This window comes from Acinetobacter sp. LipI_23, from assembly GCF_058243045.1.
The window spans coordinates 2,628,076-2,650,281 of record NZ_JBZAYJ010000001.1; the positions used below are offsets into that span (position 1 = coordinate 2,628,076).

A 22,206-nucleotide genomic window follows, 5' to 3' on the forward strand; every position below is an offset into this window, starting at 1 on the left:
TGCTAGATCAACGCATTTGCTTTACATGCCCCCATTTACGATTTCTTTGCTACAATAGATGCAATTTTTTATCTACTTTTGAACTGTTTGAACTATGACTGATTCAGCGCAAAATATTGCTACAACCTACGATCCTACCGAGATCGAGAAAAAATGGTACAAGACTTGGGAAGAAAACGGCTACTTTAAGCCGTCTGAAAAAGGCGAATCATTCTGTATCATGATTCCGCCGCCAAACGTCACAGGTAGCTTGCACATGGGTCATGGTTTTAACAACGCCATTATGGATGCTCTCACTCGCTTTAACCGTATGTCGGGCAAAAATACCTTATGGCAACCGGGTACAGACCATGCAGGTATTGCCACACAAATGGTCGTAGAACGTCAGCTTGGCGCACAAAATATCAGCCGTCATGACTTAGGTCGTGAAAAGTTCATTGAAAAGATTTGGAAATGGAAAGAACAATCTGGTGGTACGATTACTCGTCAAATTCGCCGTTTAGGCTCTTCTGTTGACTGGTCACGTGAACGCTTCACCATGGATGAAGGTTTATCCAATGCAGTCAAAGAAGTGTTTGTGAAACTGCATGAAGAAGGTTTGATTTACCGCGGTAAACGCTTAGTTAACTGGGACCCTAAACTGCAAACTGCCCTGTCTGACCTAGAAGTTGAGTCTGATAAAGAAGAACAAGGTTCTTTGTGGCACTTCAAATACTTCTTTGAAGATAAATCACTTCGCACCCACGATGGTAAAGATCACATCGTGGTTGCAACCACGCGTCCAGAAACATTGTTAGGTGATACAGCGGTTGCGGTTGCACTTGATGATGAGCGTTATTCGCACCTTGTTGGTCAAAACATCATTCTGCCGATTACTGGTCGTGCGGTTCCAATCGTTAAAGATGAATATGTCGATAAAGAATTCGGTACAGGCTGTGTGAAAATTACCCCTGCCCACGACTTCAATGACTATGAAGTGGGTAAACGCTGCGAATTGCCAATCATCAACATCTTCAACAAAAATGCCGAAGTTCTGGCTGAGTTTGAATATATCGAAAAAGCCGGCGAACAAATTTCTAAAACCATTCCTGCACCTGCAGATTACATCGGTTTAGAGCGTTTTGAAGCACGTAAGAAACTGGTTGAGCAAGCGGAAGCTGAAGGCTGGTTAGATCAGATCCAACCGTACACGCTAAAACCACCTCGCGGTGACCGTTCGGGCGTGATTGTTGAGCCATTATTGACCGACCAATGGTATGTCAAAATTGCACCGTTGGCGCAGCCTGCAATTGAAGCAGTGAAAGATGGTCGCATCAAGTTCGTGCCTGAACAATACAGCAATATGTATATGGCGTGGATGAACAACATTCAGGACTGGTGTATCTCGCGTCAATTGTGGTGGGGTCACCGTATCCCTGCTTGGTACGATGCTGAGGGCAACATCTATGTGGGTCGTGACGAAGCTGAAGTCCGTGCGAAAAACAACATCCCTGCTGATGTTACTTTAAGTCAAGATGAAGACGTATTAGATACGTGGTTCTCTTCTGCGCTTTGGACGTTCTCAACCCTTGGTTGGACTGGCGATGCTTCGATCGATGCGGAAAACTATTTCCTCAATACCTTCCACCCAACGGATGTATTGGTGACTGGTTTTGACATCATCTTCTTCTGGGTTGCACGTATGATTATGTTTACGATGCACTTCATGAAGAATGAAGATGGTACGCCACAAGTCCCGTTTAAAACGGTCTATGTTCACGGTTTAGTCCGTGATGGCGAAGGTCAAAAAATGTCGAAGTCTAAGGGCAACGTGCTTGACCCATTAGATTTGATTGACGGTGTAGACCTTGAGACCTTGGTACAAAAACGTACGACTGGTCTAATGAACCCGAAACAAGCGGCGAAGATTGAAAAATCAACCCGCAAAGAATTCCCAGAAGGGATTCAGGCTTATGGTACAGACGCCGTTCGTTTTACCTTCTGTGCATTGGCAAACACAGGTCGTGACATCAAGTTTGATATGAAACGTGTGGAAGGTTACCGTAACTTTGCCAACAAAATTTGGAATGCAACTCGTTTTGTATTGATGAATGTTGAAGGTCAAACGGTTGGTCAAGAAGCACGTCAAGACCTTTGGGAATTGCCTGAACAGTGGATTGTGAGCCGTTTACAAAAGGCAGAACAAGCTGTTCATCAAGCGTTTGCAACTTACCGTTTAGACTTGGCTGCGCAAGCGATTTATGACTTTATTTGGAATGAATACTGCGACTGGTATGTAGAGCTAACCAAACCTGTTCTGAATGATGAATCTGTTTCTGAAGAACGCAAAGCCGAAGTTCGTCGTGTATTACTTGCGGTGATGGAAGCTTCTTTACGTCTTGCGCACCCAATCATGCCGTACTTGACGGAAGAAATTTGGCAAACCCTTGCGCCAATGATTGGCTTGGGTGGCGAAACCATTATGTTGGCAAACTACCCTATTGCAGATGAAGCCAAAATCAACGAACAAGCCGAAGCAGATATGCAATGGCTACAAGGTTTGATTGGTGCGGTGCGTAACATTCGTGGTGAAATGGGCTTAGGTAATGCTCGCTTGTTGCCTGTTCTTCTTCAGAACACCACTGAAGCTGAAAAAGCACAGATCACACGTATTGAAGCACTGTTCAAAGCATTGGCGAAAGTTGAAAGCATCAATTTCTTAGGCGACAGCGAGCAACCTCCTCTGTCTTCATCTTCAGTTGTTGGTCACGTATCTGTATTCGTTCCAATGAAGGGTTTAATTGACCCGAAAGCTGAATTGGGTCGTCTGCAAAAAGACTTAGACAAAGTTCAGAAACAGCATGACCAAATTGCCAACAAACTTTCTAACGAAGGTTTCGTTGCAAAAGCACCTGCGGCTGTAGTTGAAGGTGAGAAAGTGAAACTTGCTGAGTTTGCTGATCAATTAGCTAAGATTAAAGCGAATATGGAGCAGATTGCAGCGCTTTAATGTGTTGTTAGTTTGATCTAATTTGTAGTATAAAGGGCTGATTATTCAGCCCTTTTTTATTATTATTTTGATTTTATTTTGATATTCAATAAATTCCTTGTTATCTGGCTCAACACTAAGTACAAAATTAATTCTCCCCATTAAACTATAAATATAATTAGGATCTCTAATATTAGAACTAGCGATATGGGATAAAATCCCAAATTTATTAATAAAAAACATTTCTTGACGTAATTTTCTTTTATACTTTTTGGGGACAAAAATACTGTCTTTCACTAAAACACCTGTAACAATATTTTGACCCGCATTAATTTTTAAACTTGTTTTTTTAGAATTAACTTTAAAACCGTATTTCTTGATTAAAAAGATCACGAAATTTCTGAATTTTAATGATATATAATCGCCAGAAAAGATCAAATCATCAGCATATCGAGTATAAATCAAATTATTTTTCTTAGAAAACTTATATAAAGTTTTATCTAAATTGTAAAAAAGTATATTGGATAAAATAGGACTTGTAGGAGCTCCTTGGGGTAAAGAGTCATCTAAGGTACAAAGGGATGCCATATAAAATGCTATCTTCGGTGGATACCCCTGTTGCTTAAAATAATTTATAATCCAATTTATAGGAATAGAAGGAAAAAAATCTTTTAAATCAATTTTAAGAAATGCTTTATGGCCAATATGCATTTTAGCATTAGTAATTATTGATTTATTAAAATTAAATCCATGAGCAGAATAATGAACTCTTTTACCTATCAAAATATTTTTATAAATCCATTTTTGAACCATCATTAAGGATGGAGATGGCACAGTGATAAGCCTATCTCCACCTAATTTTTTCTTAATTTTAAATTGTCTATAAAATTTTTTCTTAGAAAAAATCATACTAAGTAGTACATCTACTTCCACACCAACTAGTTTCGAAAAATGTTCTATTTCAAAAATAATAGGATTTTTATTTTTATAAAGCTTTTCAATAATTTCAATATATATTGAAATATATTCTTCTTTAACCCCTACATCTTCAAAGTATATAAGCCATTCTTTTGGGCTTTTAACAGATTCTATGGTGTATGACATGAATTAGGTACCTATTAGGGATTACTCAAAATACTTGCTTTTCTATCAACAAAAACCTAAGGTTTTGTTGATAGAACCGAGCCAAGCAAAGCTTGATCGGTACCTATATAAATTTTGAAAAAATTTATATAGGTACAAGGTCAATGACCCCTAAACACAAGAAGCGACATCACTTCAATATACTAATCCCTAACAGGTAATATATTGATAACAATTTATTTCTAAAAAATCAATTTTTTCTTTGGTGTATAGAAAGAGTTCATCTTGACTCTATAAGGATTTTTGAACTCCTCTGGTACATCAGATTTAATTTTTTTCATATATTGATGTGCCATCAAAGTTTCTATTCCTAATTCATTTATTTCTACATAGATTTCATGAAAATTGATCATATTTTTGGTTTGTAAACGACCAATAGTACTAAAAAATACATTCTCATCTAGCGCCAATCTAGTCATTAAAGTATAGGATTGGAGTCTTTTTTGAGATGATGAAAACAGCTCACCAAGTAAAAGTTGTTCGGTGTAATCCAATGCTTTCATTAAGCATCCTCCATATCCCTAAGCAATAATACTTCTCTTTCCTCTGCATTATTAGCATACTGCCACCAAAAAATTGGAAATACATTATTAGGCGTATTCATTGTTTCAATTGACAATGCAACTTGAGCTTTACCGTAACCTAGAGATGGTAATAACTTTGTAATATTTTTCTTAGTTTTATACACAGTTAGTAATTTACTCTCTAGATACTGCATCATTTCAATATAATGATCTTTATTGGAAGAAAATAAATTTTCAATAAGTTTATCATTTATAATTTTAGAGGCATAAACATCTACGCCTTGACTTTTTAGAAAGTCAAATCCACTTTTAGTACATAAAGCAACTTTTACACTAATATTGGGAGTTTTATAATTTTTTGTTGTGAAAGTTTCCTGTACCCAATTAATTCGTGTCTGCACCGTTCGACCACTACCAATAAAGTTATCAACTAAAATCAAATCAGTATCTTGTTGTCCATTATCTTTAAAAATCTTGTGAGATTCATTATATTTATTAACAGCTGTATAGCCTGTCCATTTGTAATATCTCAAAAAATACTTAAGCTCATATAGAACATGCTGCCCACTATCAGCGGAACGATCTCCTGTCATAGATACAATCAAAGTTGTGGAAGGCATGAGATGTGTATTTTTAATATTTTCAGCTACACTTTTAATTAACTCTTTGTAAGAATGCATATCTACATGGACTAGTTCAGAAATTAAGGCTGTTATTAAGTGTCTATGTTCATCAGTTTCGCATTCACTAAATAAAAGATTTCTAATTTCTTTTGATTTATCACTTAGCCATGGATGTTGAGCAATTATCTTTGATAGTTCAAGATGTTCTTTTCTACTCATAAACTACTGTAAAATATTGTATAAAAAATTAAACTATCAAAATAATAATTTCAATACAAGTTTACAAGCACCCATTCTCCATCAATTTATCTACCCCACTCACTTTTTTCCTATACACATGCTCGACTTTTACTTTTTTGCTTATCCATTAGAGATATGCAAAGCCATATACGCCACCAAAGCAATCAAGTCATTAAAGATGGAAAATACGCTAAGCGATTAAAAAGCGTAAAGTCTCTCCAATGAAGATGCTGTGCGTAACGTGATTTATCTAGCCATTGTGATGCAGCGTCTAAAAAGTGAAATACGCTTATCTTGCGCTGCTGTGCAGCTCATGGCGTTTAGCCATGAGCCGCTTTATTATTGAATTTGTTGACCACCCCTAAGCAATCACCTTTAATTGATGAAAATCAATTACACAAAATTATTTACAGGCTCAACCCACTTTAAAAATTAAATGACCAGCCGAATGCTCTATTTTTAAGTAAGTTTTTTAAACAATCAAAATCCTTATAACTATTTAAACACTGTTCATCTTGCAATAGCTTTCTTCGAATTTCTGTCAAATCATATTGGTACTTCTTAGCCAAATCAGCAGGTTTAAAAGTCTGTTTATAAAAACCTGAGCTTTCCCAATCAAATGAGTAAATAATGTGATCTAACTCAATTTGCAATTGTTCAATTTGATCTTCTAGCAATAAATTATAAGATTTCAAATGTTCATTTGCGATTTTAACTGCTTGTTTTTGATCACCTTGTTCTGTATAAGCACGTAACTTTAACATCGTAAGTAAATCTTTTTCTTCAAGTGCAGTATTTGCTTGCTGCAAAAGCTCAGTTTTCTCTATACGTTTTTGCTCATCTCGTTCACGGTCAGGATGGATCACAGAGGCAATTTTTAAATAAATACTTTTTAATGACTGCCCTGCCATTTTTTTTGCATCTTCAAGTTGCATTTTCTTCTTTAAAATTTTCTTTTTTTCTTTTTCTGCAAACTTTTGATATGCCTCACGTTCATGATCATTAAGTTGATTTTGAATGAAATCAGCTTCCTCTCGATCAAACTTTTCTTTTACTTTTTGCATAAACTCTTCAAGATTTTCGAGATCAAAATCAAAGTCAATCCAGTCCTCAGACACACCTAATTGATCTGCAAAAATTTCTTTCATCACTTGTTTTTGCATCATTTCATCAACATCATGCTCTGAATGAAAATCATCTTCTGCATTCTCTACTTGTGAGGTAAGCAAATGATCACGGTCTTCTAAAATTTTATAAAATTGAGCAATGACGATGGTCAATGCATGTTGCTCTTCAGACAGATTGGGATTATCTAACAGTTGACTCACTAAAATTGAGATTTTTTCATCTAAACGCTCTAAATGGGTTTTAGCAAATTTATGCGATTGTTTATATTGCCAAAGTACCTCTAGTTGACTAAATAAAACTTGGTGCCATTGGACATATAATGGCAAGAGTTCAACACTTGCATCCTCCTGTACTTTTTGTTGTGCTTGTTGCCACTCAACCAAAGAGAGTTGTAATTTCTCAATTTTTTGAATCTGACGATTAAACTTTTTTTGTTGTGGAGATAAATTTTCAGTTTCGTGATGCAAACTTAAATCTAAAATGCTCATGACTTTATTTCAATACAAATGCGATTTGACTCAATATTTTAACAGAAAGCATGCCTACGACTATTTGTTTAAAAAGTAAAATCTTATCTCATAGAACCCCATGCTCCAACAACATCTCTACTCCACTCACCTTTTTCATATGCTTTAAACGTTCTTTTTCCCACTTCAATTGCTGTTTTAACTCGGTAGCATCCTGATCTATGACCTTATACACATCACTCATTTTGAGCTGTTGGGTATTGATATGACTACTCAAGTGAAAAGACGCAAAGATCTCATCTAATTGACCTTGTAAACTCTGACTCTGCGCTTCCAAAACCAACTGATAAAACTTCACTTGCTCCGAGCTTAAAGCTTTTGAGCTTAGGCTTTTATTGATCTCTAGCTGTAACTGAAGCTTCAATAAATAAAATAAATCCTGCGCTGCATAAGCTTCATTGACCTTCTGCAAAAGTTCGGTCTTCTTCAACTTCTTCGCTTCATCAGGCTCACGGTCAGGATGGATCATCGCAGTAATTTTTAAATACACCGTTTTCAGTGACTGCGCTGCCATTTTGGCGGCTTGCTCGCGTTTTTCTTGTTGTTTTAACTGCTTGGCACGTTCTCGCTCTGCTTCATATTGGGCAGAATCGTATTCATAATTTTCCCAGTCTACATCCACGTTTTGTTCTACTATTTCAGCGAGGTCATGATTTTGTATTGAGTTCGCTTTGGTTTTCTTCGAGCGTATATGCTCTGCATGCTGCATATAGAAAGTATCAATTTTCTCTACTTGCTCTTTCTGCGCTGAAGTTAGCATTTGTGATTTTCTTAGCATCTTGGCTAAAGCGGCTATTTTGGTGTCAATCTGCGCCAGATCAACTTTGCTAAAGCCATCGCTGGCTAAGTGATTCCATAGAGTATCAAGCTGTGCAAATAAAACCGTGTGTAACTCGCTATACACAGGTAAAAGCTTACTGCGCGTATAGTTTTGAATATCGGCTTGCGCATTTTTCCATGCTGCCAGTTCTTGTTTTTGTTGTTCAATCTGGTCAATTAAGCGATTTAATTTTTTCTGCTGTGGGCTAAGCCTCGCCTCTGGCTGAGCCGTCGTTTTTAACGCTGAAGACATAACCCATCCAATCCAATACAAAGGAGAAATTATAGCGCGATCTTAACGCACAAGCAGTGCTACTCTCTTTGAGCCAAGTTTAAAATCTGAGTGATTCAAATTTTGAGTGAAAAAAAGCCCATCATTCGATGAGCCTTTTATTTAGCGAAATAGCTTTACCAATAGTTTTCGACCGCAATATTCCCTTCACCACGGCGGTTCATGGTCAGGCCACGTGCTTTTAATGCCTCTTTGGTATCTTCGACCATTTGCGGGTTACCACACAGCATCACATGGCTGGTTTCAGGGTTTAGACTTAAACCAACTGCTTTTTCCAAGTCACCATTTTCAATCAGTACAGGTAAGCGGTCATGCAGTGGCGCATGCGGATCACGGGTAATAATCGGCACAAATTTAAAGCCCGTATGCCCCTCACCAAAAGTCTCTGCAATTTCCTGAATACGTGTTGCATAGGCCAGTTCAGAGGCTGTGCGTACGCTATACACCAGTGTAATGCTCTCGTACTTCGACCACGTCTCAAAGTCCTGTAACATCGAAATAAAAGGTGCAAGTCCTGTGCCCGTGCCCAGTAACCATAAGTCTTTTGGTAACGGCAACTGATAACGCGCCAAAGTCAAAAAGCCATACGGGATCTTTTCGAGGTAGATCTCATCATTAACTTTTAAATGTTGTAAATTTGAGGTAAATGCACCTTCAGGCACCACAATCGAGAAAAACTCTAAAGTTTCATCAAAAGGAGAGGACACCACCGAATACGCTCGAACCACCAATTCATCACCCACTTTGATGCCAATACGGGCAAATTGTCCTGCGGTAAACTTAAAATGTGCAGGTCGCGTCATGGTGAAGCTAAAAAGTGTATTGGTCCAACGGTGTACGGATAAAACCTTTTCTAGGCTAAATTTTTCAATTGACATGATTTCAGCGTGGCATCAAAGACGTTGCTCATGTTAGCATGACCACATAATTTGTTAATATTTTTTAAATGTTAAGGCTATATTCATGCGCATGACTTTACGCCAGTTGGCGGTTTTTGTAGCAGTTGCTCAAGAAGGCACAGTAACCAAAGCCAGTGATGCGGTTCGACTCACCCAGAGTGCTGCGAGTATGGCTTTAGCAGATCTAGAAGACGGTTTGGGGGCTCCTCTGTTTGACCGTCTAGGTAAGCGTCTTCAGCTCAATGATCTGGGTCGTTTCCTGCTGCCACAAGCTTTAGAAATTTTGGGTCGCTGTGATGCTTTCGAGCAAGCCGCTAAAGGTGAGTTACAAAGCATTGATTTACGTTTGGGTGCAACCCTGACCATCAGTGACTACCTCATGCCTGACCTGATGGCTGACTTCTTACAAATTCAGCCTCAAGCCCATTTACAGCTGCAAGTTGGCAACACTCGTCAAATGATTGAGGCGGTAAATCAGTTCCAACTAGATTTGGCCTTGATTGAAGGCTCTTGTCACTTGCCTCAACTGCAATGTATTCACTGGCGTGATGATGAATTAGCGGTCTGCTGTGCACCAGAACATCCTTTGGCGCAGTTAAATCGTACATTAACGCCTGAAGACTTTAAATCAGTCGAATGGATCTTGCGTGAAGAAGGTTCAGGTACACGTGAAGTGTTTGATAACGCTATTTTAAAAGACTTGCCTGATGCCAACATCCGTCTGACCTTGGGTCATAATGAAGCGATTTTAAAAATCGTGGCGGGTGGTTTAGGGATGTCCTGTATTTCAAAGCTGGCAACTGAACCTTTGCGCGAAAAAGGCCAGTTGGTGGTACTTGATACGCCGTTCTGGTCTCTAACACGTCCACTGTTCATGTTGGTACATCGTCAGAAGTACCAAGGCCCAGGACTCAAAGCCTTTATGAAATTCTGCGAAAAATAAGTAAGCAAAAAGCACCCGAGGGTGCTTTTTTTATTTCCCAAATTGGCGCTCACAAGGCTCACCATCATTGTTCCCATCCATTTTGGTATTTGGACAATTCCTTAAGAAATAAACCGCTTCTTCATAAGAACGCATTTGGGAGCAATGGGTTCGTCCATCGCATTTAAACTGTCCAGTGCTGACAGGTAAACGACCATTTTGTTTATCAATGCTCTGCGTCACACGTTCCGAGCGAGGTTGATTGGTCTGATGCAGACCTGCATCTAAATTACGCTTCCCTTGCTCAGATAGGATTTGATCGGGCAACTTTCCTAAAGCTTTACGCTGTTCTTCTACAATCTGTTGCTGCTCAAGCATCAACTGTTCAGCTTTACGCTGTTTTTCTGCACTATAACTTTGATATTTCCCATAGGTCAAAAAGCTCAATACCGCGACGATAATGATGCCAATCACGGTGATGATGGTACTTTTATGCCCTGCCTAATGGTAACGTGGTGAGGCTTGGGTACGCGCTTTTTTCTTATTTGATGATATCGTTGCTTTGCTTTCTGAGAACAGACCAAGCCGCTGGATATTGCCAGCCTTAAATTTGCCTTGGTCTTCTACAATCATAAACTTAAGCACTTCACCAAGCTTGGGTTCAATGTTGTTCTGTGGCAAATCTTTGATATGAAAAAACACATCATCAATATCCCCTTCCACCGCAATGAAACCAAAACCACGTGGGGTACTAAAGCTTTTGATTTTTCCTTTCAGAAACATAATCTGCTCTATTCAACTGTCTTTTTCGTATTGTAATCAATAAAAAAGAGGCTAAAAAGCCTCTTTGCTTCAAAGTGCAAAGATTAACCTTTGCACGATTTCACTCTGAATCAACGCTGACTTAGCGTCTAAAATTAGACAATAAGTCTGTGGTAATCGATTCATTATGACTTGAGACTTTCGATTTCTTGGCTTTGGCAGAGTTGTCTTCAACCCGCTCAATTTTAATTGCTTTATAGCGATCGCCATTTTCAACCACATTAAACTTCACGCGTTCATTACGTTTCGGCTCACCTGAGTCTGCAGGGAAATCCGAGATATGAAAAAATACGTCGCCTTCAGGTGAGGAAATAAAGCCAAAACCTTTGTCAGCGTTATATTGCTTAACTTTTCCTTGATATTGCTCGGCCTTCATAAACAGATCCTAATATGTACACGCTTTGTTGTAGTATATAAAAAAGAGGCTATAAAAGCCTCTTTTTGCTGGGGCTTAATCTTAATCTTTTTGAACTGAACCAAAGATTTTGTCGCCCGCATCGCCTAGACCCGGCACGATATAACCATTGGCATTTAAGCCTTGGTCAATTGAAGCCGTGAAAATAGTGACATCTGGATGCGCATCCAAAACACGTTTAATACCTTCAGGCGCCGCAACCAACACCATCACACGGATGTCTTTACAGCCACTTGCTTTCAATACATTAATTGCAGCAACCAATGAAGAACCCGTTGCAAGCATTGGGTCGATAATCATCGCTAAACGGTTTTGTACATCTGGAACTAATTTTTTGTAATAAGTACGTGCTTCAAGTGTTTCTTCATCACGCTCTAAACCCAGTACAGACACTTTGGCACTTGGAATCAGGTTTAAAAAACCATCCAACATACCAATACCCGCACGTAAAATTGGCACAACCGTGATTTTTTTACCCACAATGCGATCTACCGTTACTTTACCATTCCAACCATCAATTTCATGGTCGCAAACAGGTAAATCTTTGGTCGCTTCATAGGTCAACAGCATGGTCACTTCCTGAGCCAGCTCACGGAAGTTTTTAGTGCTGATATCTGCACGACGAAGAAGACCAAGCTTATGACGAATGAGTGGATGACGAATTTCATGGATAGCCACGGGAGAGCACCTAAAAGGTAAAATAAAATTCCTTACATTATAAAGCTTTTTATCGTGTGATAAAAACAAAAAAGCCCCCAATTGATGGAGGCTTTTTTGTTAAAACGAAACGTTTTTAAAAATTAGTGCTGTTGAGAAAGCATAAAGTGGATTGGAGATAGAATCTCTGACTGGAGTGCTAACTTGATAATTGGATCTGGATAGATACCAATCACAAGCACTGCTGCCGCAGCTAAAAGCACCATAATACCACCCACTTTTTGGCCCCAATGATCCACAGCGTCTACACGCGGTGCATCTGGTGGTGTCATGTACATAACAACCATCACACGGAGGTAGTAGTACAGACCAATACCAGAACCAACGATGATCATCGCAGCAAGGAACCAATGCTGAGTCGTTACAGCAGCCATGACCACAAGGAACTTACCAATGAAGCCCGCTGTCAATGGAATACCAGCAAGCGATAGCATCATCACGGTTAATACGGCAGTCAACACTGGACGACGCCAGAATAGACCACGGTAGTCCGCTAGACTTTCTGCTTCGTCTACGTTGTTGTATGGACTAGACATCAATGCAACCGCACCGAACGCACCAATCGTAGTTAACACATAAGTGATTACATAAACAGATACATTACCAAGGCTTGCATAAGTCATGCTGATTAAACCAATCAACAAGTAACCAAAGTGCGCAATTGAAGAGTATGCCAAGATACGTTTCAAGTTCACTTGTTTCACTGCAAGGAAGTTACCCACCAAGATCGATAACACCGCAATCACGGTTAAGATCGTCACGATTGAGTCAACAAGAATCGCACCTGAAGTAAGGATGTAACGTACAAACAGACCAATCGTCGCTACTTTTGCAGCTGTAGCAAGGAATGTTGCGATCGGAGTCGGTGCACCTGCATAAACGTCTGGCGTCCATTTGTGGAATGGCGCTAAAGACAGTTTGAATGCCACAGCAAAAACAATCAGGCCTAAACCTAAAAGTACCATTGGCTGTTGGATGTTTTGCATTAACGCTTGAACATTGTCATAGAACGACATTGAACCTGTGTACGCGTAAATATAAGCCATACCCATCAACAACATTGCCGAAGCTGTTGCTGAAAGCACCAAGTACTTCACACCCGCTTCTAAAGACTTAGAGCGCTGGTGTGTATAGGCCAATAAGCCATATACAGGAATCGACATCAACTCAAGGCTAATGAAGAAAGATGCATAGTGAGAGCTTGCCACCATTAACATTGCACCAGTCACTGATGACAACATTAAGATATACAGTTCTTCACGGTTATCTTTATAGCTTTCGATATAGGCATGCGACAAAGTACAGCATGCCAAAGCAGCAATTAGAATAATTACTTGGTACAGCAAGGTGAACGCATCCACCATGAACATACCCATCACGTTCGCAGGTGCAAAAGCACCACCGAACATTGTGAATAATACATATGCTGCTGCAAGGTTTAAGCCCACCACTGATGCTGTTGCAATTAAGTTATGGTTACGCTTAATCGCAGTAAGAATCATCACGACAATCGTTGTTAAAGCAACGATCATCACAGGAGCTAAAGGCATAAGCTCAGAAAATGACATTGTGAAGTTCATGACTTATTGCATCTCCACATTTTCGAGTTGAACAGTTGCTTGACTCGCAACGTCAACTACTTCTTGTACAGGAATGTAGCTGTTCGCTAACCACGCCATGCTTGAATTTGAAATATCAAGGAAGCTTTGTGGGTACAGACCAAGCCATAACAGACCGAAAGCACAGATTAACAAGATCACTACTTCACGCGCATTTAAATCTTTCAATGGGTTGTTGTAGTGCTGCTGTTGTTCTTCGTTTGGCGTACCAAACAACGCTTTGTGGATCAGAATCAAGCCATAAAGACCTGCAAATACTAAGCTTACTGCTGCAAGAATAGTAAACACTGGGAATTTTGCATAAGAACCCATCAAGATCAGGAACTCACCAATGAAGTTACCTAGACCTGGAATACCTACAAGCGCCGCCACGAAGAACATGAGGAAGAATGCAAGATATGGGAACTGACCACGCATACCACCCATCAAACGCATATCACGTGTATGAACACGCTCGTACACTTGACCACACATAATGAACAATGCAGCAGATGATAGGCCATGTGCCAACATCATGATCATCAAACCTTGGAAGGTTAAGATGTTACCTGCGTAAATCGCAAGTAAAACAAAGCCCATGTGTGAAATTGAAGTATACGCAAGTAAACGTTTCATATCGGTTTGCTGGAAAGCACACCAAGCACCGTAGAAGATACCGATTAAACCGAAAATGATTGCGATGTCTGCAAACTGTGCAGAAGCCGCTGGGAAGAATGGAATCACAAAACGTAGTAAACCATATGCAGCGGTCTTAATTAAGATACCTGCAAGGTCAACCGAACCTGCTGTAGGTGCTTGTGCATGCGCATCTGGTAACCAGCCGTGTAATGGGAAAACTGGAAGTTTTACCGCAAAACCGACAAATAAACACAGCATGAATGCATAAGCAACGGTAGGTAATTCTTTGTCTAAAGTGTTGGCTACAGCTAATAAGTAGTTGTAATCAAAACCGATCATACCTGTCATCATGTAACCATAAACCACGAGGCCTAGGATACCGATCAACATAATAAGACCAGCGACTTGCGTATAGATAAAGAATTTGGTTGCAGCGTAAACACGTGATTTACCTTCCGCCCCTTTATGACCCCAAAGCGCAATCAAGAAGTAGATAGGTACAAGCATCATCTCCCAGAAGAAGAAGAACAAGAACATGTCAATCGCTAAGAATACACCGATCACACCACCTAAAGACCATAAAAGGTTTAAGTGGAAGAAACCAACATTCTTTTGAATTTCACCCCAAGAACAGCCGACAGCCAACACACCTAAAAGTGCCGTTAAGCCCACCATTAATAGAGATAGACCATCCACCGCTAAGTGGATGTTAATGCCTAAAGTCTGAATCCATGGCAACATGAATTCAGCAGACCACGATGGCACTTTCGCGCCAAGTTCGTAGTTAAATGTACCTGTCTGCCATAGCGCAACAGTTAAGCCCAAAGTAATGAGCATACCCACTAATGCGATATAACGCGGCAGTTTGTCGTCGAGTTTGTCGACTAACCAACAAATAAAACCAGCAATGAACGGAACTAAGATCAGCGCGGGTAGAATCCAGTTGTTTGTGATTTCCATCTTATTTCCCCACGATCTGAGTTACGATCAAGACCATTAGCAATACAAAGATACCTAATGCCATACTTGATGCGTAATCACGCAATGAACCCGTTTGACGTGAACTTGTGAAGCTGTGACCGCCTTTTACAAGTGCAGGCAAGACTAACCACAAACGATCAATTGGATCACGACCTAAAATCTTCGCAATAAGCAAATATGGTTTCACAAAAACGATGTCATAAAGCGCATCGAAGCCCAGTGCATTACGGCAAATGTTTGCAAGACCTGCACCCAATGACGTTTTAGCAAAGCCTTTCACTGCGTTATAAGCAAACGCGAACAAGACCACACCAATCACTAAACCAACCAATGCAATACCCACAGCAGTCCATTCAGCGCTGTGCATACCATGTTCTAACGCTTCTGGAATTACAAATGCTGGAATTTTTGCTGCATTTAAAATGCTTTCTACAGGCGCTTTAAGTACCGCACCAATGAAGGTCGAAAGTACAGCGAGAATACCCAAAGGTCCCCAGTATGTGATGCCTTTAATCGCATGATACGGCGTATTTTCTTTACCAAAGAACACAACCCAAATCAGACGGAATGTGTAAATCGACGTTAAGAATGCACCTGCTACACCCGCCCAGTATAATGAGTTATACACTGCGATTGATTCGCCTTGTACCCAAACTGCACCCAAGATCGCGTCTTTAGAGAAGAAGCCTACGGTGATGTATGGAATCGCGGCCAATGCACCGCCCCCAATGGCGAAACAAGCAAATAGGAATTTGTTCTTGTAGAACAAACCGCCCATCTTGAAGATGTTTTGTTCGTGGTGGTAAGCCAAAATCACTGCACCCGAAGACAAGAACAATAATGCCTTGAAGAATGCGTGAGTCAGCATGTGGAACAAGCCTGCTTGATAAGCTTCAGCACCCACAGCCATAAACATATAACCCAGCTGACTCATCGTTGAGTAAGCCAAAATACGTTTGATGTCGGTTTGAACCAATGCAGCAAAACCAGCCACTAACAACGTTACCGCACCCGTGATTGAGATAAACATCATCACTTCAGGGGCCATTTCAAACACGGTGTACATACGGCAGCACAGGTAAACACCTGCAGTTACCATCGTTGCAGCGTGGATCAATGCAGATACAGGAGTAGGACCTGCCATTGCATCGGCCAACCATGTTTGTAATGGGATCTGTGCAGATTTACCTGCAGCACCCAAGAACAACATCAGTGCTGTCCAAATGGTTAAAGATGAACTTTGTGTCATCACTGTTGGTGCAGCTGCAACCACTTCTGCAATGTTTAAAGTACCGAACTGTTGGTAAATTAAGAACAAAGCGATCAGTAAGAAAACGTCACCGACACGTGTTACGGTGAATGCTTTAATTGCTGCAAAACCATTTGCAGGGTTTTGGTAGTAGTAACCAATCAGCAAGTAAGAGCATAGACCTACGCCTTCCCAACCTAAGAACAATAACGCTAAGTTATCGCCCAATACGAGCAGCAACATGCTAGCAACGAACAGGTTGAAATAAGAGAAGAAACGCGCGAAGTCTTCTTCACCACGCATATACCATGATGCAAAGATGTGAATCAGGAAACCCACACCTGTCACCATACCCATCATGAGCAGTGATAAACCGTCAAGATGTAAGCTAATGCCTGGACTTAGATTGCCAACATTGAACCATGTCCAAAGATGTTGAACATAAGTCACTTTGCCATTAGTAACAAAGTCTAGACCAGCGATCAAAGCAACCAATGCAGAAAGGCCAACCGCCCCCACACCAATAATGGCAGCGACATTTTCAGGAAGCTTGTTACGACCTGCCGCTAAAAGGACAAAACCAATGAGCGGGAATAATACTGTTAAATATAAAAAACTCATCCGCGCATCTCACTAGCAGCATCCACATCCAAGTGATGGAAGCGATGGTAGAACTGAAGGACGATTGCAAGACCAATACAAGCCTCTGCCGCAGCAAGCGTTAAGATCAGAATAAACATGATTTGTCCGTCTGGTTGTACCCATGCACTACCAGCCAAAACAAACGCAAGCGCAGCTGCGTTCATCATGATTTCAAGGCTCATTAACATAAATAATAGATTGCGTCGCACCATCACACCGTAAAAACCCAGTGCAAAAAGAATGGTTGCAACAATCAAACCATGTTCTAAAGGGATGTTGCCCATTATTGTTTGTCCTCTTCTGCACCTGGTTCACGTTTGCCAAGATGGAATGCTGCAACCAACGCAGCAAGCAATAACATGGCAGCAACTTCAACCAATAATAAATAGTGAGTAAAGAGTGCTTGGCCAACGACTTTTGGACCCACAACTTCAGTACCCATAACAGGGCCAGCCGCTGTGTAGTCAGAGCCGAGCATCCACACCAACACCAAGCCCATTAAGAAGCTCATGAGTGCTGGATAGGCCCAAGCAGACGATGTTAACCATTTACGCTCTTGTTCAACGGTGTGTTGACCAAGGTTTAACATCATCACTACGAATACGAATAACACCATGATCGCGCCTGCATAGACGATGATCTCAAGCGCGCCAGCAAATGGCGCACCCACGATCATAAACATGCCTGCAACTGCAAGAAGTGACACGATCAAGCTTAATAAAGCATGTACAGGATTCGCGTTGGTCACAACACGAATCGTAGAAACGATGGCCACAAGTGCCATCAAATAAAATGGCCACATCATGGTAATAAGCTCCGTACATCAACTGGTGCGCTTTCACGCTGTGCTTGACCTTTGTCTTTTCCAGTTACAGCCATACCTGTTACACGGTAGAAGTTGTAGTCTGGGTATTTACCAGGACCTGAAATGAGTAAGTTTTCTTTCTCATATACCAAGTCTTGACGAACGTATTCACCCAACTCGAAATCTGGAGTCATTTGAATTGCAGTCGTCGGACATGCTTCTTCACACATACCGCAGAAAATACAACGTGAGAAGTTGATACGGAAAAACTCCGGATACCAACGACCATCTTCTTTTTCTGCTTTTTGTAATGAAATACAGCCAACAGGACATGCAACTGCACATAAGTTACACGCAACACAACGTTCTTCACCATCTGGGTCACGTGTTAACACGATACGACCACGGAAACGTGGTGGAACAATTTGTTCGGCTGGCACTTCTGGGTAAAGAATGGTGTCACGTTTACGTGTCACGTGTGAGAAAACCATCCACAGTGAACGTACGATTGACCCGAACCCAGCTAGAATTTTATACATTTTATTCTCCCTGCCCTTACCACAGAATCACTGCGCCAGTAACTAATAAGTTAACTAACGCTAATGGTAAGCAAATCTTCCAACCAAAGTTCATCACTTGGTCATAACGCGGACGCATAAGTGAACCACGAGCCAAGACAAACATCATCACAAAGAATGCTGTTTTGATAATGAACCAGAATACTGGTGGAATGAACGGAATATCGATGTTAAATGGCGCTAACCAACCACCGAAGAATAGCGTTACGATCAATGCAGAGATCAGAACTACGTTGACGTATTCCGCAACGAAGAACATCCCCCATTTCATACCGCCGTACTCGACGTGGTAACCTTCCGCCAATTCTTGTTCTGCTTCTGGTTGGTCAAATGGGTGACGGTGAGTTACCGCAACACCTGCAACCACGAAGATTAAGAAACCTAAGAACTGTGGAATTACAAACCATACATCTTTTTGTGCTTCTACAATTTCACGCATGTTGAATGAGCCTGCAATTGCAACCACACCCATCAATGAAATACCCAAGAACACTTCATAGGAAATGGTTTGAGCTGCAGAACGTAGACCGCCAAGCAATGCATATTTGTTGTTTGAGGACCAACCACCAAACAATACAGCATAGACTGCAATACCTGCCATTGCCATAAAGAACAATAGACCGATGCTCATGTCTGCAACACCTAAGTATGGTGATACAGGAATAACCATGAACGACATCACCGCTGTTGCCATGGCAACAGCAGGAGCTAAACGGAAAGTCAATTTGTCAGCAAACTTTGGTGTCCAGTCTTCTTTGAACATGATTTTCAACATGTCGGCAACGATCTGGAACATTCCCCCAGGACCTACACGGTTCGGACCATAACGGTCTTGCCATAAGCCCAGTAAACGACGCTCAATAAAAGACATCAACGCAGCGATGAGTACTACAACGAGTAAAATCACAATCGCTTGAATGACTGAGTAGGCAATTGGCCAGTTCTCAGCCCAAAGCGGCGTTTGACGGATTAATTCTTGTTGCATGAATTACGCTCCTACCGCGACTGATACAGGCTCAGCAAGTGAAACCGTAGGTGCAAGACCAACTGGATAACCAATATAACCTGTAGGTAAATAATCAATCACTTGAACTGGAAGTACGATCGAAGTCTCACCTGATTTCACAGTGATTTTTTGACCATCTTGAACATTCAAACGAGTTGCATCTTGCTCACCCACTGCAAAGACCGCTTCAGGAATACGCGATTCCATTGCAGGTGTTTTCACAGTAAATTCACCAGAAGCAAAAATGTGATGCATTGGCACTAGACGGAAGCTTTCAGGGTTTGCAACCACAACCGCTGGAGCAACGAAAGTACGTGCTGGACGCTTCGCTAAACGATCGAATAAACGCACACCCGAATCACCACCTTTTAAGTGACCACCCACGTTATCTTGGAATTTGTTCCAAGCTTGTGGTGAGTTCCAACCTGCTGACCATGCAAATGGTACCAGTGGAGACGGCGTCTGGTTCCCAACATAACCTTCCATAGAGAATGTTAATGCAGAGTCGATATCTGTCGGTTGTTTCGGTTCATGCACGTTCAATGGTGCACGCATAGAGGTACGACCAGAGTAACGACGCGGTTCACGCGCAACTTTCAAACCATGGACACGGAAGCCCGCATCTGGAGCTACATCTTGAATCGCAGCAAGTGCAGGTACATTTTTCGCAACTGACTCAATCACGTCATCAAGTAAGGTCCAAGAAATCGCTTTGCCCTTCACGCCGGTTTCAATGGCATGTAACCAGCGCCAAGATTCTTTGATCGCCAGTTCAGGTTTGTAGTAGCTCGGGTCATACACTTGGTAGAAACGTTGTGCACGGCCTTCTTGAGAAACAACCGTACCATCGCCTTCAGCAAATGACGCAGCAGAAAGTACGATATCCGCTTTCTTCACAGTTTCAGTTTCAGAGTGATCTAAAACAATCACGTCTTTACCAGAAAGTGCTGCTTCAACTTGTACCGCTGGCAAACGACGGAATAGATCATTTTCAACGATCACAACCGTGTCATAGTCTTGCGCAAACGCTTGTTCTAAACTTTGACCACCGAAGATTGCTAAGCCCATAGAGTTCACTTCAGGAACCGTCAAGCTTAAGCCAGCATTTCCACCAAGGTTTTGCGCAACTTGTGCAGCAGCTTCCATGATGGATGCGTCTTGTAAACTTGTACCTGAAATGATCAGTGGTTTCTTCGCCGCTTTCAGTGTATCTGCAATGTTCTGAGCAAATGCTTTCGCATCATCTGCCAGACCAAGAATTGCATCACCTTTCACAGCAGCAGCAACGGCAAAACCTAAACGAGCGATGTCGTTTGGAGAAGCAACCACTTCACCTGCAGCAACATCAGCAAGACGAGTTTGCGTTGCAGCGAGGATGAAAATCGGTGATTTCGCATCTTGAGCAATACGTTGTAGCGGTTCTGCTAACCAGTCTTGGGTACGACGTTCTGCAGCCATTTCTTTGGCTTTGTTTTTCGCCGCTTGACGAACAGACAACGCCATACGTGGCGCAGTTTGCGTTAAGTCTTCACCCAAAATAAGCACGGCATCATAGCTTTCGATTTCACGCATACCGGGGTTATATACACCTTCGGTTTGCATAATCGATGCAGCCAATTCAACCAAGTTTTGCTCTTTTTGAGACATACCTGTTGAATAGTTCTCTTGACCGACTAATTCGCGAAGCGCGAAGTTCGACTCAAGTGATGCGCGTGGAGAACCAATACCTAATACTTTTTTGCCTTGGATATTTGCAATCACGGTATCTAATGCCTGATCTACAGAAACTGTAGTTGCTTCAGCACCATCACGGAACTGCGGTTGACGTGGACGATCTGCACGGTTCACATAACCTGTACCAAAACGACCTTTATCACAAAGGAAGTATTGGTTCACTTCACCGTTGAAACGGTTTTCGACACGACGAAGTTCGCCATAACGCTCACCCGGAGAAATGTTACAACCCGAAGAACAGCCTTGGCATACGCTTGGCGCATACTGCATGTCCCACTTACGGTTATAGCGTTCTGAGTGAGTTTTGTCGGTGAATACGCCCGTAGGACAGACTTCAGTCAAGTTACCCGAGAATTCAGACTCTAAAGTACCTGACTCAGGACGACCAAAGTAAACACGTGACGCGCTTGCATACACACCAAAGTCTGTACCACCCGCATAGTCGTTGTAGTAACGAACACAACGGTAACATGCAATACAACGGTTCATTTCGTGTGAAATAAATGAGCCTAGTTCTTGGTTGTAGTGTGTACGTTTAGTGAAACGGTAACGACGACGATCGTGTTGAGTCATCACTGTCATATCTTGTAAATGACAGTGCCCACCTTCTTCACAGACTGGACAGTCGTGTGGGTGGTTCGTCATCAAGAACTCAACAATTGACGCACGGAAGTCTTTCGCTTCTTTGTCTTCAATCGAGATGTAGGTATTGTCAGATGCAGGCGTCATACATGACATGACTAAACGGCCACGCGTATCTTCAGGATTCGCGTATTGAGTCACGGCACATTGACGGCAAGAACCGACAGAACCTAAGGATGGATGCCAACAAAAGTACGGGATATCAATACCCAAAGACAAACATGCTTGCAGCAAGTTCTCTGAGCCATTGACTTCGTACGATTTGCCATCGACATGAATTGTAGCCATAGTCG

General features: G+C 41.4%; 18 protein-coding genes and 1 pseudogene. 2 read left to right on the forward strand and 17 right to left on the reverse strand.

Going from position 1 to position 22,206, the window contains the following annotated elements; translation table 11 throughout:
• Positions 1–94: 94 nt before the first annotated feature.
• The gene (locus AC4CVD_RS12970) at positions 95–2,989 is read left to right on the forward strand and encodes a valine--tRNA ligase (protein WP_490753255.1); all 2,895 of its coding nucleotides are present in this window, start codon (positions 95–97) and stop codon (positions 2,987–2,989) included.
• 45 nt (positions 2,990–3,034) lie between these two features.
• Here AC4CVD_RS12970 and AC4CVD_RS12975 read toward each other — a convergent pair whose 3' ends face one another.
• The 6 genes from AC4CVD_RS12975 to AC4CVD_RS13000 form a co-directional block, all read right to left on the reverse strand.
• Positions 3,035–4,072 carry a reverse transcriptase family protein gene (locus tag AC4CVD_RS12975; RefSeq protein WP_490753256.1) on the reverse strand — a complete coding sequence of 346 codons (1,038 nt, stop codon included), beginning with the start codon at positions 4,070–4,072 and terminating at the stop codon, positions 3,035–3,037.
• 221 nt (positions 4,073–4,293) lie between these two features.
• On the reverse strand, positions 4,294–4,614 hold the full coding sequence (locus AC4CVD_RS12980; RefSeq protein ID WP_490753257.1) for a hypothetical protein: 321 nt from the start codon (positions 4,612–4,614) through the stop codon (positions 4,294–4,296).
• The gene (locus AC4CVD_RS12985; protein ID WP_490753258.1) at positions 4,614–5,477 is read right to left on the reverse strand and encodes a phosphoribosyltransferase-like protein; all 864 of its coding nucleotides are present in this window, start codon (positions 5,475–5,477) and stop codon (positions 4,614–4,616) included. Before AC4CVD_RS12985 ends, AC4CVD_RS12980 begins: the two co-directional genes overlap by 1 nt.
• Before the next feature lie 446 nt (positions 5,478–5,923).
• Complete coding sequence (locus tag AC4CVD_RS12990) at positions 5,924–7,114, reverse strand: molecular chaperone DnaJ (protein ID WP_490753259.1); 1,191 nt, start codon at positions 7,112–7,114, stop codon at positions 5,924–5,926.
• Between the two features lie 88 nt (positions 7,115–7,202).
• On the reverse strand, positions 7,203–8,225 hold the full coding sequence (locus tag AC4CVD_RS12995; protein WP_490753260.1) for a molecular chaperone DnaJ: 1,023 nt from the start codon (positions 8,223–8,225) through the stop codon (positions 7,203–7,205).
• 155 nt (positions 8,226–8,380) lie between these two features.
• Positions 8,381–9,142 carry a ferredoxin--NADP reductase gene (locus tag AC4CVD_RS13000; RefSeq protein WP_058870135.1) on the reverse strand — a complete coding sequence of 254 codons (762 nt, stop codon included), beginning with the start codon at positions 9,140–9,142 and terminating at the stop codon, positions 8,381–8,383.
• A gap of 85 nt (positions 9,143–9,227) precedes the next feature.
• Here AC4CVD_RS13000 and gigC point away from each other — a divergent pair, with 85 nt between their 5' ends.
• A complete protein-coding gene (gigC, locus tag AC4CVD_RS13005; protein ID WP_004695408.1) occupies positions 9,228–10,106 on the forward strand; it encodes a LysR family transcriptional regulator GigC in 879 nt (292 codons plus the stop codon).
• Positions 10,107–10,136: 30 nt separating this feature from the next.
• Here gigC and AC4CVD_RS13010 read toward each other — a convergent pair.
• The 11 genes and pseudogenes from AC4CVD_RS13010 to nuoG all read right to left on the reverse strand — a co-directional run bounded on the left by AC4CVD_RS13010 (position 10,137) and on the right by nuoG (position 22,201).
• Positions 10,137–10,868: pseudogene (locus AC4CVD_RS13010) on the reverse strand (cold shock domain-containing protein).
• A 121-nt stretch (positions 10,869–10,989) separates the two neighbouring features.
• Positions 10,990–11,283, reverse strand: coding sequence for a cold shock domain-containing protein (locus tag AC4CVD_RS13015; protein ID WP_490753261.1), 294 nt, complete (start codon positions 11,281–11,283; stop codon positions 10,990–10,992).
• Positions 11,284–11,364: 81 nt separating this feature from the next.
• Complete coding sequence (gene upp, locus AC4CVD_RS13020; RefSeq protein ID WP_004695401.1) at positions 11,365–12,000, reverse strand: uracil phosphoribosyltransferase; 636 nt, start codon at positions 11,998–12,000, stop codon at positions 11,365–11,367.
• A 122-nt stretch (positions 12,001–12,122) separates the two neighbouring features.
• On the reverse strand, positions 12,123–13,619 hold the full coding sequence (gene nuoN / locus AC4CVD_RS13025; RefSeq protein WP_004982902.1) for an NADH-quinone oxidoreductase subunit NuoN: 1,497 nt from the start codon (positions 13,617–13,619) through the stop codon (positions 12,123–12,125).
• A gap of 3 nt (positions 13,620–13,622) precedes the next feature.
• The gene (gene nuoM / locus AC4CVD_RS13030) at positions 13,623–15,230 is read right to left on the reverse strand and encodes an NADH-quinone oxidoreductase subunit M (protein WP_171262524.1); all 1,608 of its coding nucleotides are present in this window, start codon (positions 15,228–15,230) and stop codon (positions 13,623–13,625) included.
• Positions 15,231–15,237: 7 nt separating this feature from the next.
• The gene (nuoL, locus tag AC4CVD_RS13035; RefSeq protein WP_490753262.1) at positions 15,238–17,127 is read right to left on the reverse strand and encodes an NADH-quinone oxidoreductase subunit L; all 1,890 of its coding nucleotides are present in this window, start codon (positions 17,125–17,127) and stop codon (positions 15,238–15,240) included.
• On the reverse strand, positions 17,124–17,432 hold the full coding sequence (gene nuoK, locus AC4CVD_RS13040; protein WP_004695395.1) for an NADH-quinone oxidoreductase subunit NuoK: 309 nt from the start codon (positions 17,430–17,432) through the stop codon (positions 17,124–17,126). Before nuoK ends, nuoL begins: the two co-directional genes overlap by 4 nt.
• Positions 17,432–17,950, reverse strand: a complete 519-nt coding sequence (nuoJ, locus tag AC4CVD_RS13045; protein WP_171056751.1) for an NADH-quinone oxidoreductase subunit J — start codon at positions 17,948–17,950, stop codon at positions 17,432–17,434. Before nuoJ ends, nuoK begins: the two co-directional genes overlap by 1 nt.
• Positions 17,950–18,492: an NADH-quinone oxidoreductase subunit NuoI gene (gene nuoI / locus AC4CVD_RS13050; protein WP_004651038.1), complete on the reverse strand. Its 543-nt coding sequence runs from the start codon at positions 18,490–18,492 to the stop codon at positions 17,950–17,952. Before nuoI ends, nuoJ begins: the two co-directional genes overlap by 1 nt.
• A gap of 16 nt (positions 18,493–18,508) precedes the next feature.
• The gene (nuoH, locus tag AC4CVD_RS13055) at positions 18,509–19,516 is read right to left on the reverse strand and encodes an NADH-quinone oxidoreductase subunit NuoH (protein ID WP_004695391.1); all 1,008 of its coding nucleotides are present in this window, start codon (positions 19,514–19,516) and stop codon (positions 18,509–18,511) included.
• A gap of 3 nt (positions 19,517–19,519) precedes the next feature.
• On the reverse strand, positions 19,520–22,201 hold the full coding sequence (nuoG, locus tag AC4CVD_RS13060) for an NADH-quinone oxidoreductase subunit NuoG (protein ID WP_094148763.1): 2,682 nt from the start codon (positions 22,199–22,201) through the stop codon (positions 19,520–19,522).
• Between the last annotated feature and the right edge of the window lie 5 nt (positions 22,202–22,206).